At 66.4% G+C, this 12,509-nt stretch carries 15 protein-coding genes; 7 read left to right on the forward strand and 8 right to left on the reverse strand.

Features of this window, described 5'->3' with window-relative positions:
* Nucleotides 1–7: 7 nt before the first annotated feature.
* Nucleotides 8–463: a GNAT family N-acetyltransferase gene (locus BM43_RS30895; RefSeq protein ID WP_013697611.1), complete on the reverse strand. Its 456-nt coding sequence runs from the start codon at nucleotides 461–463 to the stop codon at nucleotides 8–10.
* A 139-nt stretch (nucleotides 464–602) separates the two neighbouring features.
* Between BM43_RS30895 and BM43_RS30900 the strand changes: the two genes are divergently transcribed.
* From BM43_RS30900 to BM43_RS30915, 4 genes are all read left to right on the forward strand, one after another.
* The gene (locus BM43_RS30900; protein ID WP_013697612.1) at nucleotides 603–1,265 is read left to right on the forward strand and encodes a GntR family transcriptional regulator; all 663 of its coding nucleotides are present in this window, start codon (nucleotides 603–605) and stop codon (nucleotides 1,263–1,265) included.
* Nucleotides 1,249–2,496 carry a dicarboxylate/amino acid:cation symporter gene (locus tag BM43_RS30905; protein ID WP_036051911.1) on the forward strand — a complete coding sequence of 416 codons (1,248 nt, stop codon included), beginning with the start codon at nucleotides 1,249–1,251 and terminating at the stop codon, nucleotides 2,494–2,496. The genes BM43_RS30900 and BM43_RS30905 overlap by 17 nt, the downstream gene beginning before the upstream one ends.
* A gap of 272 nt (nucleotides 2,497–2,768) precedes the next feature.
* Nucleotides 2,769–3,650: an autoinducer binding domain-containing protein gene (locus BM43_RS30910; RefSeq protein ID WP_172535086.1), complete on the forward strand. Its 882-nt coding sequence runs from the start codon at nucleotides 2,769–2,771 to the stop codon at nucleotides 3,648–3,650.
* Between the two features lie 741 nt (nucleotides 3,651–4,391).
* Complete coding sequence (locus BM43_RS30915; protein WP_124093993.1) at nucleotides 4,392–4,646, forward strand: hypothetical protein; 255 nt, start codon at nucleotides 4,392–4,394, stop codon at nucleotides 4,644–4,646.
* Between the two features lie 91 nt (nucleotides 4,647–4,737).
* Here BM43_RS30915 and BM43_RS30920 read toward each other — a convergent pair whose 3' ends face one another.
* The 7 genes from BM43_RS30920 to BM43_RS30950 form a co-directional block, all read right to left on the reverse strand.
* Entirely contained in the window at nucleotides 4,738–5,379 is a 642-nt protein-coding gene (locus BM43_RS30920) for a DUF1109 domain-containing protein (RefSeq protein WP_025100030.1), read from the reverse strand.
* 37 nt (nucleotides 5,380–5,416) lie between these two features.
* Entirely contained in the window at nucleotides 5,417–5,920 is a 504-nt protein-coding gene (locus BM43_RS30925) for a DoxX family protein (protein WP_036053545.1), read from the reverse strand.
* A gap of 5 nt (nucleotides 5,921–5,925) precedes the next feature.
* The gene (locus tag BM43_RS30930; protein ID WP_036051910.1) at nucleotides 5,926–6,705 is read right to left on the reverse strand and encodes an HvfC/BufC N-terminal domain-containing protein; all 780 of its coding nucleotides are present in this window, start codon (nucleotides 6,703–6,705) and stop codon (nucleotides 5,926–5,928) included.
* Nucleotides 6,695–7,633, reverse strand: a complete 939-nt coding sequence (gene bufB, locus BM43_RS30935) for an MNIO family bufferin maturase (protein WP_036051909.1) — start codon at nucleotides 7,631–7,633, stop codon at nucleotides 6,695–6,697. The genes BM43_RS30930 and bufB overlap by 11 nt, the downstream gene beginning before the upstream one ends.
* 27 nt (nucleotides 7,634–7,660) lie before the next feature.
* On the reverse strand, nucleotides 7,661–7,972 hold the full coding sequence (locus BM43_RS30940) for a BufA1 family periplasmic bufferin-type metallophore (protein ID WP_013697619.1): 312 nt from the start codon (nucleotides 7,970–7,972) through the stop codon (nucleotides 7,661–7,663).
* Nucleotides 7,973–8,104: 132 nt separating this feature from the next.
* Nucleotides 8,105–8,416 (reverse strand): BufA1 family periplasmic bufferin-type metallophore, encoded by a 312-nt coding sequence (locus BM43_RS30945; protein ID WP_013697620.1) that lies wholly within the window; start codon nucleotides 8,414–8,416, stop codon nucleotides 8,105–8,107.
* 216 nt (nucleotides 8,417–8,632) lie between these two features.
* Nucleotides 8,633–10,486 carry a thioesterase domain-containing protein gene (locus tag BM43_RS30950; RefSeq protein WP_052409209.1) on the reverse strand — a complete coding sequence of 618 codons (1,854 nt, stop codon included), beginning with the start codon at nucleotides 10,484–10,486 and terminating at the stop codon, nucleotides 8,633–8,635.
* Between the two features lie 296 nt (nucleotides 10,487–10,782).
* Here BM43_RS30950 and BM43_RS41430 point away from each other — a divergent pair, with 296 nt between their 5' ends.
* The 3 genes from BM43_RS41430 (at nucleotide 10,783) to BM43_RS30960 (ending at nucleotide 12,473) form a co-directional block, all read left to right on the forward strand.
* The gene (locus BM43_RS41430) at nucleotides 10,783–10,956 is read left to right on the forward strand and encodes a hypothetical protein (protein ID WP_155296526.1); all 174 of its coding nucleotides are present in this window, start codon (nucleotides 10,783–10,785) and stop codon (nucleotides 10,954–10,956) included.
* 421 nt (nucleotides 10,957–11,377) lie between these two features.
* A complete protein-coding gene (locus BM43_RS30955; protein ID WP_013697622.1) occupies nucleotides 11,378–11,602 on the forward strand; it encodes an MbtH family protein in 225 nt (74 codons plus the stop codon).
* On the forward strand, nucleotides 11,589–12,473 hold the full coding sequence (locus tag BM43_RS30960; protein WP_013697623.1) for a cupin-like domain-containing protein: 885 nt from the start codon (nucleotides 11,589–11,591) through the stop codon (nucleotides 12,471–12,473). Before BM43_RS30955 ends, BM43_RS30960 begins: the two co-directional genes overlap by 14 nt.
* The last annotated feature ends 36 nt before the right edge of the window (nucleotides 12,474–12,509 follow it).

A 12,509-nucleotide genomic window follows, 5' to 3' on the forward strand; every position in this document is an offset into this window, starting at 1 on the left:
GCGATTTTCAAATATCCATCCACATCCGATAAAACTGCACATCGGGCTTGGTCGGCAGTGACAGCACCCGGGGATCGCTGGTAAACCCCAGTCCTTCATAAAACCCCTTCGCGGTTTCTCGCGCGGTGCACCACAGGGTGCGGCCGCCGCGCCCGCGCGCATGCTCGGCGCACAGCCGCACCAGCACGCGGCCGAAGCCGAACCCGCGCAGCGCCTCGTCGATCGCCATGCCCCTCAGGCGCCAGCCGTCGCGCGGCAGGTCGGGGCAATCCTCGCGACATACCGAGGCCACGCCCACCAACTGCTCGCCGCGCCGGATTCCTAAATGCAGCGTATCCGCTCCGAGATCGCCGGACAGCCGGGAGGCGATTTCATCGCCGTCGAGCAGCAGTCGCGCGCGCAGCGGATACACCTGATCCGCGCTAACCGTAAGAATTTCAAATATCGGAGCGTGAGTATTCATTGAGAATCGGGGAGCAAAAAGATGTCTTCGTAGTCGTTATTCGATTCGTCACATCTGACGGTTGATCGACGCTGGCGGTAGAGGTATCCTCAGCGCGGGCCGATTGCGAGTTTAGCAATGACAACACTGCGATCACAGAATGGAAGAAAAAACAAATTCCGATGCTGACCACGCCTACGACGAAATTCGAACACGAATTCTCGACGGCAGGCTGGAACCAGGGCAAAAAATTTCACATCGCGGGTTGGCAAGCAAGCTCGGAATCGGGCAGATGCCGGTCAGGAGCGCGTTGCAGCGGCTCGCCGCGGAGAACCTCGTCACCGTGTTCGACAAGCGGGGCACCTTCGTCAACGATCCGACGCGCGACGATCTCCAGCAGATCTACGAGGTTCGCCTCGCGCTGGAGAGCACGGCGGCCTACCTGGCGGCAGCCCGCGGGCCGACGCTGGCGATGTCGGCATCGGTGGAGCGCATGGAGCGGCTGATCGAGAGCGGCGACACCGACATCATGGCCGAGCAGCGCATCGGTTGGGTGTTTCACCAGGAGCTGTTCCTGGCCGCGCGTAACGAGCGGCTGCATAACTTCTATAAATTACTGAGAGCACAGACGCTTGCATTGAACGAGTTGCCACGCCAGGACATCGAGACCGTGCGGCGCGGCACCGTGGAGCACCTGGCGATCTATGCCGCGATCCGCGACGGGCAGCCCGAGGCGGCCCGCACGCATATGTGGCATCACATCGTCGACGGTACCCCTGCAAGAATCAAATTAATCCGGGCCAAAAATGAGTCAAAAGAATAGCAGGACCTCGCTTCCCCTGTTGATGATCGTGGCGCTGATCCTCGGCGCGATCGCGGGTGTCACGGCGCCGCGCTTCGCGGCCGACGTCGGCTTCCTGTCGACCATGTTCGGCCACGCCATCAAGATGGTGGTGATGCCGCTGATCCTGTTGTCCGTGACGGTCGGGAGCTACCGCGCGGTCGAGCAGCGACGCAATCTCGGGCGCACCGCGCTCGTCACCATCCTGTTCTTCATCGTCATGACCCTGGTGTCGAGCTCGCTCGGGCTCGGCCTCAACTGGATCTTCCGCCCGGGCCTGGGCGCGCCGCTGACCGAATCGGGCGCGCTGCCCGAGCACCTCGCCTCGAGCATCGACTGGGTCAAGTTCATCACCGACCTGATCCCGCAGAACCTGGTGGCCGCGCTGTCCTCGGGCAACGCGATTCCGGTGCTGGTGTTCGGCGTGCTGCTGGGCACCGCGCTGGGCGCCACCGGCGAGGCCGGGCGTCCCGCCATCAACCTGTTCGCCTCGCTGCTCGCCGGCCTGTTCAAGATGGTCGAGTGGATCGTCGCGCTCTCGCCGCTGGCGATCTTCGCGGCCGTCGCGGGCCTGATGAGCAGCCGCGGCGTGTCGGGCCTGATGCCGCTGGTCAAGCTGCTCGGCATCTCCTACCTCGGCATGCTGATCCTCGGCCTGCTGCTCAGCGCGATCGTGATCGCCGCCGGCCAGCGGCCGCTAGCCGTGATCCGCAAGGTCAGCGAGCCGCTGATCCTCGCCTTCACCACGCGCTCCTCGGAAATCACCTACCCGGTGCACCTGAAGAAGCTGACCGAGATGGGCGTGCCGCAGTCGGTGGCCTCCACCATCCTGCCGCTGTCCTACATCTTCAATCGCGACGGCGCCGTGCTCTATACGGCGCTCGCGGTCGGCTACCTGGCCGATGCCTATCACGTGGCCTGGAGCTGGCCGCTCGCGCTGACCATCCTGGTGCTGACCATCATCACCATCGACGGCGCGGCGAACGTGCCCTCGGGGGCGATCGTGGCGATCACCATCGTGCTGGCCGCGATCGGCCTGCCGGCCGAGGCGGTGCTGCTGATCCTCGGCGTCGATGCCTTCTTCGACATGGGCCGCACCGCGCTGAACGTCTATGCCAGCACGGTGGCGATGACGGTGTCGCTGCGCTTGACCCGCAGCGAGGACCGGGCCGCCGCCGACGAGCTGGACGGCGGGGCGAGCCTGCGTACCTGAGCCGGCACGATGGCATGACACGAGAGGCGCCGCGGGCCACCAGCCCGGCGGCGCGAGCAGGGCAGCATCAGGCAGTCGAAGTTGCGGCACGGCGTCCTTTCCGATCGGAGAGGATGCCCCTGGTCCATTGAAGCGATCGAGCAAGCTGCGATCACAGATTTTGCAAGCGACAAGGGCAGGCTGGAGCGGAAACCGTCTATCCATGACGTGGCGGGTTCGATCGAGGGCGCCATCGGCGCACGAACCCCGGCACACACCTAGAGAGCCTTCGTATGAGCGTTTTCTCAAGACCCGGCAAGACCGACGGCAGGCCCGGCCTGCCGACTCCCTCCGATGGCGTGCTGTGCGCGCAGGCGCATGCCGGCGCGTTCGGCGTGCGTGCCGGCGCGCTGTCGATCGCGGCGCCAGCCCAGTCGCACGAAGCATCCGAATACGACTGCTTCGCGCTGTTCGACGAGCTCGAATGCGCGCCGCATCGCGAGGCCCTGCGCGAGATCGTCTCGCGCCTGGTCCGGCTGCTCGGCGCCGAACGTTTCGCCTTCCTGCTGGTTCCGGCGGAAGGCGAGCCGCCGCGGCTGGGCGACGAGGAGGTGCTGACCGATGCCGCTCCGGCCTGGCTGGACAGCTATCGCGCGCGCGGCTGGTTCGAGACGGATCCCGGCATCGCCTATGCGCGGCGCAATTCGGCGCCCACCGGCGCGGCCGCCATCGCGCCGCGCGCGGACGGCCCCTGCGCGCTGGGCGAGCACGATGCGGCGCACGGCTTTCGCGCCAAGCTGATCGCGCCGGCCCACCTGCCGACGCCGGGCTTGGGCGGGGTGCTCTACGTCGGCCTCGACGCGAGAGCGGGTGAGGGCGAGGCCGCCTTGCACGGCAAGCGCATCCTCTATCGGCTGATCGCCAGCGAACTGCTCGACTGGCATGCACGGCAACAGCGTTCCGACGCGGCCCGCTCGCTCGCGCTGACCGAGCGCGAGACCGGCATCCTCAGGCTGCTGCGCAGCGGCTGCACCGCCCACGATATCGCCGGGCAATTGTGCGTGGCGGTGCCCACCGTATATGGCTATTACAAGCGGCTTAACGAAAAATTTTCCGTTAATCACATTTCGCTGACAGTAAAACGCGCCGCAACACTCGGCTTATTGGATATGTAATTGGATTGAATGCGGCTCGATGGCGATCATCGTCGAGAACGAAATGCCCCGATATCACTTGAGCCGAACGATTAATCTAGTGTCGGGAAATGGCGGATGCTAGGATATGTCCGCATTCCCGCCACAGTGCCGGAAACGGCGCATGGGCCGCACCGCGGCGCCAGTCCTGGCGCGTGCCGGCCTGAATTCGATGCTGCAATTGTTGCACTGCTGGTTCATCTTTCATGCGGTGATCGGACAATGATAAATCGAACTGTTGTCGATAACAGAATGCCGTCTATCGCGAATGAAAGGCGCGGATTGCATAATCCCCGTATTCATTCCGCGATGTTGAAAAACCGGAATTCCTTCAACTCGCGGCAGATGCCGCGATCTGGCTCAGTCGCCGCGCATTTCGATTCGCGGCGTCGTTTCGATATCGAGAGGGCAATGGAAACTCCATTGGGCGAACCGCGCCGCAGCCGGGCCGTGACGTTCGAGAAATACCTGCTCGGGGCGAGTGCCCTGCTGGTGGCCTGCGCGGTGGCGCTGGCGATCTTCGTCAGCTGAACCGCGGCGCGAGCCGCAAATCGGGCAGGACAGGGCAGACAGGACGGCTTCGCGCGCGGGGCCGGTTAGCGCGGCCGCGGCATCGCGCCGGGCGCGCGGCATGCATCACGGGAGCAAGACCAGATGAACGGGCAGTATCGAGACGGCACGCAGCGGCGCGAGCGAACCGGAGCCGCGGCGGGCGCGGGCAGGATGAGCAGGGACGAGATGCGGATCGACGTGCTGTCCGGCCGGGTCCATGCCCAGGAGATCCTGCTCAAGGCGATGCTGGACCAGTGCAGCGATCGCGAGGGCCTGCTGCGCCTGCTCGACAGCGAGGCCGAGCAGCGGGGCGTCGCGCTGCGCGACAGCGATTGCTCGCTGCTGATGTACGCGGCCTTCATCGAGCATACCGCCGCGCTGCGCGAGACGATCTCGGCCGAGGAAGCCTGCGTCGGCGGCGGCTGATCCCGATCTCCACGTTGTCCCGTTCCCATTCCCGCTCCCGTCGCGCGCTCCCGCGCGACGCGGCATCGTCGACCTTCCTCATCGATCCGTCTCACCAGCGCAGGTACCTGGGCGCCAGCGCGGCACCGAGCGCGCTGGTCAGGCCGATCGCCAGCGCATAGGCCAGCCCCCAGAGCGACAGCGCGCCGTCGGCCCCATACAGCGAATCCACCAGCAAGCCCTGCGCGCCGGCCAGCAGCCCGGCGCCCGCGCCGGCCAGCGCCAGGCGGGTGGGCGCCAGCCCCTTCAAGGCATGCATCGCGGCAGCCAGCGGCGGCAGCGACAGCAGCACCAGGTTCCCGACCGCGAGCGGCCAGCAGTCGGCCAGCATCAATTGCAGCCGGTAGCCGGGCGGCGTCGCCAGCAGCAGGCCGATGCCGGCCAGCGCCATGACCGCCAGCGGCAGTGCCGCGGCGAACCAGGCCAGGCGCGTGGGCGCGCCGGGCCGGCCGAGGCGCTCGGTCAACTGCACCGCCGCCACCATGATCGCCAGCGGGAACGCCAGCCGGATCCAGAAGGCCGCGCTCAGCAGCACTTGCGGCATGTCGCTGCGGATGCCGTAGAGCGCGACCAGCAGCGCGATGCTGCCGGCCAGGCCGCCCAGCAGGGCGCGCCCGATCCGGCGCGTCACGCGGTCGGGCTCGACCGGCCCGGCATCGGCGGCGAGCCGCGCGACCAGTTCGCGGGTTTTCATCGGAGCATCTCGTCGGGCTGCCGGCCGTCGCGCCGTGTCAGTCGCGCGGCGAACGATCGCCGAGCAGATGGTCGATCGAGATCCGGCCCGGTCCCCAGGCGGCGATGCCGAGCGCCATCGCGGCCCAGGTCAGGTGCACCGGCCAGCCGTCGGGCACGGTCAGCTCGACGATGCAGGTCATCAGCAGCAGGCCGATCGCCGCGAAGCGCGTGCCGAGGCCGAGCACCAGCAGCACCGGGAACAGCACCTCGCCGCATCCGGACAGGAAGGCGAACAGGGCCGGCGCCGGGAACGGATAGGGGCCGCCGGGCAGGTGCAATTGGAATTCGCTGGTGAACAGCTCGATCGCCGTGTAGTTGAGCTGCAGGAAACCGTTCCATTTCAGGATCCCCGATTTCCAGAACGGCACCGCCAGGGCCAGGCGCAGCACCAGCTGGGCCAGCCAGGGGCGGGCCAGCCATTGCACCGCGCGGCGCGCGCGGCCGACCAGCACGGCGGCGCAGGCCAGCGGCGAGCGCTTCAGGGTTCGGGCGTCGGACATCATGATCAGTCTCCGAGGTGGGCGGCGCTGAACACGCCGGCGTCGAGCATGCCGCCGAGATGGGCGGACAGCTCGAACGCGGGTTGGGTTTGCATGGCGAGCGCGACCGCCTCGCCGAGCGTGGCGCCGTCGATCAGGCTGCCGAGGAATTCGGCGCCGCCGGCCGGCAGGCGCGTGACGATCACCTCGAGGCCGGGACGCGTGACGAGCGCGTCTTCCGCCTCGCTGGCATCGAGCGTGCGCAGCGGCGCGTCGCCCCGGTTCATCGCGAAGATCGCCAGCGCCGAATAGGGCGAGCGCACCATGCGCGTGGCCGGATGCGGCGTGAAGCGCAGCTCGGCCAGCCGCTGCGGTGCGAAGGCGGCGAAGTCCTGCGCCGACAGCGGTTCGGCATCGGCCGCGTGATAGGCGTCGAGCCAGGCGCGCTCGATGCGTGCCGTGTCGGCGAGCCAGGGCATCGCGCGCGCATGCTCGTAGCGCTCGATGAAGGCCGGGAAATCGCGGCCGTATTCGAACAGCAGGGGCGAGACGGGCGGCGTCTCGCGCAGATGGAAGCGCGCCATGGCACGGAAGAATTCGGTGCCGGTGATGCGCTGCACGGCCGGGTAGATCGCGGCGAGCGCATCGATCAGGCTGACCGTGACGTTGTTGCGATAGACGTCGTAGCGCTTCGCGACCCGCTTGCCTCGATGCGCGACCAGCTCGGCCGGCGCGTTGACGCTAGGGTCGATCAGGCCCGGCGCGAATGCCGAAGCGTAGTTATCCATATCGATCTCAGTGCGCATGATCGGCGGCCTCGTGGTGGGCGCGGGCCGGTTCGGAACGCGGCGCGAGCGCGAGCTGGATGCGCCGCGCCTCGAGCGCCTGCGCACGCAGCGTCGGCCAGTCGGGCAGCGCGCTGTCCCATTCGATCAGCGTCGGGATCGGGCCGGTGTGCGCGATCAGGTCGGCATAGAGCTGCCAGAGCGCATCGGCGATCGGGCGATCGTGGCTGTCGATCAGCAGCGTCTCGCCTTCGTCGTCGCGCTGCTCGGTATGGCCGGCCAGGTGGATCTCGCCGACCCGCTCGATCGGGAACTCGGCCAGATAGGCCTCGGCCGAGCCGCCGTGATTGGTCGCGGACACGAACACGTTGTTGAGGTCGAGCAGCAGGCCGCAGCCGCTGCGTCGCGCCACTTCGCGGATGAATTCGGTCTCGCTGAAGCTCGATTGCGCGAAGGCCACGTAGGTCGAGGGATTCTCGAGCAGGATGGCGCGGCCGATCGCGTTCTGCACCTGGTCGAGGTGATCGCAGACGCGCTCGAGCGTGGCCTTCGTGTAGGGCAGCGGCAGCAGGTCGTTGAAGAACGCGCCGCCATGCGAGGACCAGGCCAGGTGCTCGGAAACCAGCGCGGGCTGGTAGCGCCGCACCACCTCGCCGAAGCGCGCGAGATGCGTGGCATCGAGCGGGGCCGGGCCGCCGATCGACATGCACACGCCATGCACCGACAGCGCATGGCGCTCGCGCACGGCAGCCAGCCAGCGATGGGGCGGGCCGCCCGCGCCCATGTAGTTCTCGGCATGGACTTCGAAGAATGCGTCGTGCAGGGTTTCGTCGAGGATCTCGGCGATGTGCTGGCTCTTGAGACTGGTGCCGGCCAGCAGGCCCGCCTGCGCGGCGGCCGGCTGGAGACGGCTGGGCTCGTGGCCTGCCGGGCTGAGGAACTCCATCATGCTCGTCTCCTGGGCCGCCGGCGGCGATCAGGACTTGATCGGCGTGGTCGAACCGTGGCCGCCGCCCGGCGTCACGATGCTGGTGCAGGTGCCGCCCTGCACGAACTTCCACGAGTTGCCCTGGAAATCGACCGTCGAGGTGCCCTGGCACGTGGTGCCGGGACCTGCCGCGCAATCGTTCTGGCCTTTGAGCGCCACGCCGTAGCACTTTTCCTTGTGGGCCGCGATGGCCGCGCCTTCCTCGGCCTTGGTGAGCGGAGCGGCGTGCGCGACCGAGGCGAGCAGGCTCGCGACGGCACCGAGGATGAGAGCGGAATTGACCGATTTCTTTGCCGACATGGTGATTCTCCTGATGGGTGGATGAGTGGTACCTGGTGTGGGTACGACAGTGAGTTCGATGGAGGACGGCGGCGGGTTACGGCGAGCAGCGAATTTTTCGCGAAGGGCCGCCATCGGTGGAAACAGCGGCGATCAGGACTTGATCGGCGTGGTCGAGCCGTGGCCGCCGCCCGGCGTGACGATGCTGGTGCAGGTGCCGCCCTGCACGAACTTCCACGAGTTGCCCTGGAAGTCGACCGTCGAGGTGCCCTGGCACGTCGTGCCGGGACCTGCCGCGCAATCGTTCTGGCCTTTGAGCGCCACGCCGTAGCACTTCTCCTTGTGGGCCGCGATGGCCGCGCCTTCCTCGGCCTTGGTGAGCGGGGCGGCATGGGCGACCGAGGCGAGCAGGCTCGCGACGGCACCGAGGACGAGGGCGGAATGGATCGATTGCTTTGCCGACATGGTGATGCTCCTGATGGGTAGGTGAGTGATACCCGCAGCGGGTACGACAGTGAGTTCGACGCATGAGGGCTGGCGGTTACAGCGCGGGGAAGGTTTTTTTGCGAGCCGAGGTCGAGGCGGGGAAGACGGCGGGGAAGACGCCGGGGAAGACGCCGGGAAAGCGGACCACGGCGCAGGCGCAACGAGCAAGGTGGAAGAGCGGGCGGCCTGGCCGCCTCAGACGATGCGCCAGCGTTCGCGCATCGTCAGCGCGATCTCGCGCACGGCCGGCTCCTGGAGCAGGCTCATGTGATTGCCGCGCATCACGGCGAACTCCACATGCTCGACCAGCGCGCTCCAGCCGAACGCGCCCGGCATCGGGCTGCCTTCGCCGCCGTCGTGCGCGACGATCACGATGGCTTCGCCGTCGAGGCGCCCGTGCGCGACATGGCAGGTGCGCAGTTGTGCCTCGAAGGTCTGCAGCATCGGCGCGATGGCGGCGTCCCGATGGGCACCCGCGGCGGGCGGCAACAGGGCGGCGTCGCGCATCAGCTTGCCGACGAAGGCGAGCCGCGCTTCGAAATCGCTCGCGGCGGCGGCTTCGATCGTTGCGTCGTCGAGCTGGAACGACAGCCCCGAGGATTGCTCCAGCAGGCGCACCAGGGTGCGAACGATATCGGCAGGGCTCGGTTCAGGTGCGAGCGGCAGGATCGGCGGCGGCGGCGAATCGAGCAGCACCAGCGGCGCGCAGCGGCGCCCAAGCCGTTCGAGCTGTCGCGCCGTCTCGAGCGCGATCCAGCCGCCGAACGAGTGCGCGACGATCCTCACCGGGCCCTGCGGGCATAGCGCCAGGATCGATTGCAGATGGCGGCGCGCGGCATCCTCGACGCTGGTTTCGGGCGCCTGTCGTGGGTCGAGGCCGCGTGCCTGCAAGCCATGGATCGGCACGCCGGGGCCGAGCGCGGTGGCGAGTGCCACGAAGCTGGCCGCGCTGGCACCGGCGCCCGGCAGGCAGAACACGGGCGGCTGCGCGTGTCGCCCCGTCTGGATCGGAATCGGCGCGGGCTCGTCCTGGCCGGTAACACGGGCCCGTGCTTGCACGACGCCGCAGAGATACGTGGCCAGGCCTGCCGGCGTCGGCGCGGCGAGCAGCGCGCCGAGCGGGATCGAGACGTCCAGCCGATCGCGAACCTGCATGGCGATCCGCAGGGCCTGCAACGCGCGCTCCTCGGGCGCTTCGCTGCCGAGCAGGTCGGCATGCAGGCCGGTCGAGGCCAGGCCGGTCGCCTCGGTGGCCAGCGCGGCGAGCTGGGCGCGCAGCGCCGTATCCGTGCCGACATCGGCATCGCCCGCTTCGCTGCTTGCGGGTGCGTGGGCCTCGATCTCATGCCACGGGGCGGGGCGCAATGCGGCGGGGAGGGGCTCGATTCGTTGAAACACGGCCAGCCCGGAGCCGGGATCGTCGGCGACGGCCTCGCGCAGGAAGGTTGCGAGCGCATCGAGTTCGATAGCGAGCGGCGAGGCCAGCAACTGCAACCGCCATGGCCGCGCACCGGGCAGGCGCGCAATCACGGCATGCAATAGCGGCGGCCGTTGCGGATCGATCTGCATGCCGGGCGGGGCGGCCAGTGCTGTCAACTGCGCCTCGCCGTCGATGCCGGCCGCCAGCCGGGCGGTATGAACCCGCAGCGTCGCCTCGCGCAGCGTGAAGCGCATCGGCCGCGAAGGCAGCGCCCAGGCCACGCCGCCGCGCAAGGCAGCATTGCCGTCGATCGCGCGCTGCAGCGACGCCAGGCAGACATCGAGCCGCGCACGCGAGGCGAACGCCAGCGTCAGCGACGATGGACGTCCTTCGCCGCCTGGATCCAGCAAGCTGGCCATCAGGCGCGATCGTTGCATTTCTTCCAGCGGTGCCGTGCTTTCCAGCTCGCCGATGCCGTCGGCCAGCACGGCGATCGCGTCTCGCGTCTCAACCTCGGGCGCGCGGGCGGTCCAATGAGAAGCCGCGCCGGGCATATCGCCGGCGCTTTCGGCGTGGTTTGGCGACGGCGTCGTCGGCGCTTCCTTCGGTCGTTCCTGTTCGTGCAACATTGTCGTTCCGGGTTGCGTTTGTGGAAATGCGGATGGTGCGCATGAGGCGATTCGCGAAACATCCCGCATCAATCGCCTAATTCGTGATCCGCTTCGTAATAAATAAAAAAATGAATAATCGTCGCGTTCAATCATAGCGTTTTGACTTCGCCGATCCGATTCGGAATGAATAAAAAAAGAAATCAATTGGGATTCCGGGTGACGGTCGGATGCGGTGGTCAATAAATGAAACGGCAATGCCAGGTAATAATTTCGCGCGCTGCCGGCATTAAGTGACGATATCGAAATTTCCCGGAATGAGCGACGGCGATAAGAAAACGATCGTCTTGATCGCGTCAAGGCTCGGTAACACAAAGAATGCCAATATGAAAAATGCCTTTCAAATCATGGCCCGGCCTGTAAGGCTCGGCTCGAGCGATCTGGCTGAATCCACGCCGGTAAGACGATATGGGGCGACGGAAACAACCTGACATGTAAGCTTCGCGTCGGCGCGACCGCGCGCGTGATATCACGTTTGTGGAATGCCAGCCAGTGTCGGCGTGATGTAAGTTTTTCCGCCGTCAGAATCGGCAGGTTCGATTCATTTATTTACGATTCAAAACTTTTTCAATTGATATCGGATCGTTTTCTGATTTAACTCAAAATGACTCGTTATTTGAATAAGTCTTGACACTCGTAAGGAGGATGCCTCAGTCTTTGCGCTCATTGGAGCCGGGAATGAATCGACATTATGTTTTTCGGGTGATTTTGTTGACCAATCCGAATTGACCAGGTGGCGGCGCATTTCGATATCCCCTGACGGGGCAGGCGGCTTCTGCATTCGCGCGACGCGGCCCGGCCGCGATCGCGGCGAAGTTCGGCGCTTCACATTGCCTTTCCAGGGGAACAGCCATGGATGACGATTTGTATTTTGTAGTGCGAAACAGCGAGGGGCAGTACTCGGTATGGCTCGACGGACGCAACCTGCCTGCCGGCTGGGAGACGGTCGGCGAACCCGCCAGCAAGCAGGCCTGCCTGCAGCGGATCGAGCAACTTTGGACGGACATGGTGCCCGCCAGCGTCCGCGAACACCTCAACCAACATTCGGGATCGGAAATTGACCATGCCGTTCGATGAAATCCTGTCCGTCGACACCTTGCACCAGCCCAAGGTCTCGGACTTCCGCAAGCACTACCTGAACAAGGACCGCCCGGTGAAGATCGCGGGCGCGCTGGGCGGCTGGCCCGCCATGCAGAAGTGGTCGCTCGACTACTTCGAGAAGAACTTCGGCGAGGAGACGATCGGCGTCGAGAGCTTCCAGCCGCACGAGCGCGGGCCGGGCAACAACAGCCCGCAGGGCTACGTGAAGTACCTGCGCTTCCAGGAGATGAAGCTCAGGGAACTGATCGCGATCCTGCGCGAGAAGCCGGACCACATGTACTACATGGCCTCGCACCCGTTCCGCAAGACCTTCCCGAACCTGCGCGCCGACCTGGTCCAGCACCCGTACATCAAGGGGCATATCGAGCACATCCCCGGCGCGCACATGGACTCGTACCTGTGGATCGGCCCGGCCGGCACGCACACGCCGACCCACACCGATCCGATGCCGAACTTCCTGACCCAGATCGTCGGCCGCAAGATGGTCTGGCTGTTCCCACCGGAGCAGGCCAAGTCGCATCTCTACATCGGCGAGTTCGAGCGCGAGACCTTCAGCCCGGTCGACATCGAGAACCCCGATTTCAAGCGCTTCCCGAAGCTGCGCGAGGCCACGCCCTATCGCGTGATCATCGAGCCGGGCGAGTCGCTGCACATTCCGCGCAACTGGTGCCACTGCGTGATCTCGATGGACGTGTCGATCTCGATCAGCTCGTTCTTCATCACCTATCCGCAACTGTTCAGCCTGGTGCCGGAGTTCTTCGGCGAGTACATCAAGCGCGCGATCGAGGGCTGGCGCTGGAAGGGCATGCGCAACGAGCGCGCCGGCCTCAACCCGCCGCCGCGCTGAGCCCGACGTGCCAGGCAGCCAGGCAGCGATTCCCAA

Source organism: Burkholderia gladioli, from assembly GCF_000959725.1.
In the GTDB taxonomy this organism is placed as follows: Bacteria; Pseudomonadota; Gammaproteobacteria; order Burkholderiales; family Burkholderiaceae; genus Burkholderia; species Burkholderia gladioli.

Bases quoted from the DNA above. Each gene is read 5' to 3' on its own strand.
- BM43_RS30895 (WP_013697611.1), bottom strand. From the start codon at position 463: ATGAATACTCACGCTCCGATATTTGAAATTCTTACGGTTAGCGCGGAT.
- BM43_RS30900 (WP_013697612.1), top strand. From the start codon at position 603: ATGGAAGAAAAAACAAATTCCGATGCTGACCACGCCTACGACGAAATT.
- BM43_RS30905 (WP_036051911.1), top strand. From the start codon at position 1,249: ATGAGTCAAAAGAATAGCAGGACCTCGCTTCCCCTGTTGATGATCGTG.
- BM43_RS30910 (WP_172535086.1), top strand. From the start codon at position 2,769: ATGAGCGTTTTCTCAAGACCCGGCAAGACCGACGGCAGGCCCGGCCTG.
- BM43_RS30915 (WP_124093993.1), top strand. From the start codon at position 4,392: ATGAGCAGGGACGAGATGCGGATCGACGTGCTGTCCGGCCGGGTCCAT.
- BM43_RS30920 (WP_025100030.1), bottom strand. From the start codon at position 5,379: ATGAAAACCCGCGAACTGGTCGCGCGGCTCGCCGCCGATGCCGGGCCG.
- BM43_RS30925 (WP_036053545.1), bottom strand. From the start codon at position 5,920: ATGTCCGACGCCCGAACCCTGAAGCGCTCGCCGCTGGCCTGCGCCGCC.
- BM43_RS30930 (WP_036051910.1), bottom strand. From the start codon at position 6,705: ATGCGCACTGAGATCGATATGGATAACTACGCTTCGGCATTCGCGCCG.
- bufB (WP_036051909.1), bottom strand. From the start codon at position 7,633: ATGATGGAGTTCCTCAGCCCGGCAGGCCACGAGCCCAGCCGTCTCCAG.
- BM43_RS30940 (WP_013697619.1), bottom strand. From the start codon at position 7,972: ATGTCGGCAAAGAAATCGGTCAATTCCGCTCTCATCCTCGGTGCCGTC.
- BM43_RS30945 (WP_013697620.1), bottom strand. From the start codon at position 8,416: ATGTCGGCAAAGCAATCGATCCATTCCGCCCTCGTCCTCGGTGCCGTC.
- BM43_RS30950 (WP_052409209.1), bottom strand. From the start codon at position 10,486: ATGTTGCACGAACAGGAACGACCGAAGGAAGCGCCGACGACGCCGTCG.
- BM43_RS41430 (WP_155296526.1), top strand. From the start codon at position 10,783: ATGAGCGACGGCGATAAGAAAACGATCGTCTTGATCGCGTCAAGGCTC.
- BM43_RS30955 (WP_013697622.1), top strand. From the start codon at position 11,378: ATGGATGACGATTTGTATTTTGTAGTGCGAAACAGCGAGGGGCAGTAC.
- BM43_RS30960 (WP_013697623.1), top strand. From the start codon at position 11,589: ATGCCGTTCGATGAAATCCTGTCCGTCGACACCTTGCACCAGCCCAAG.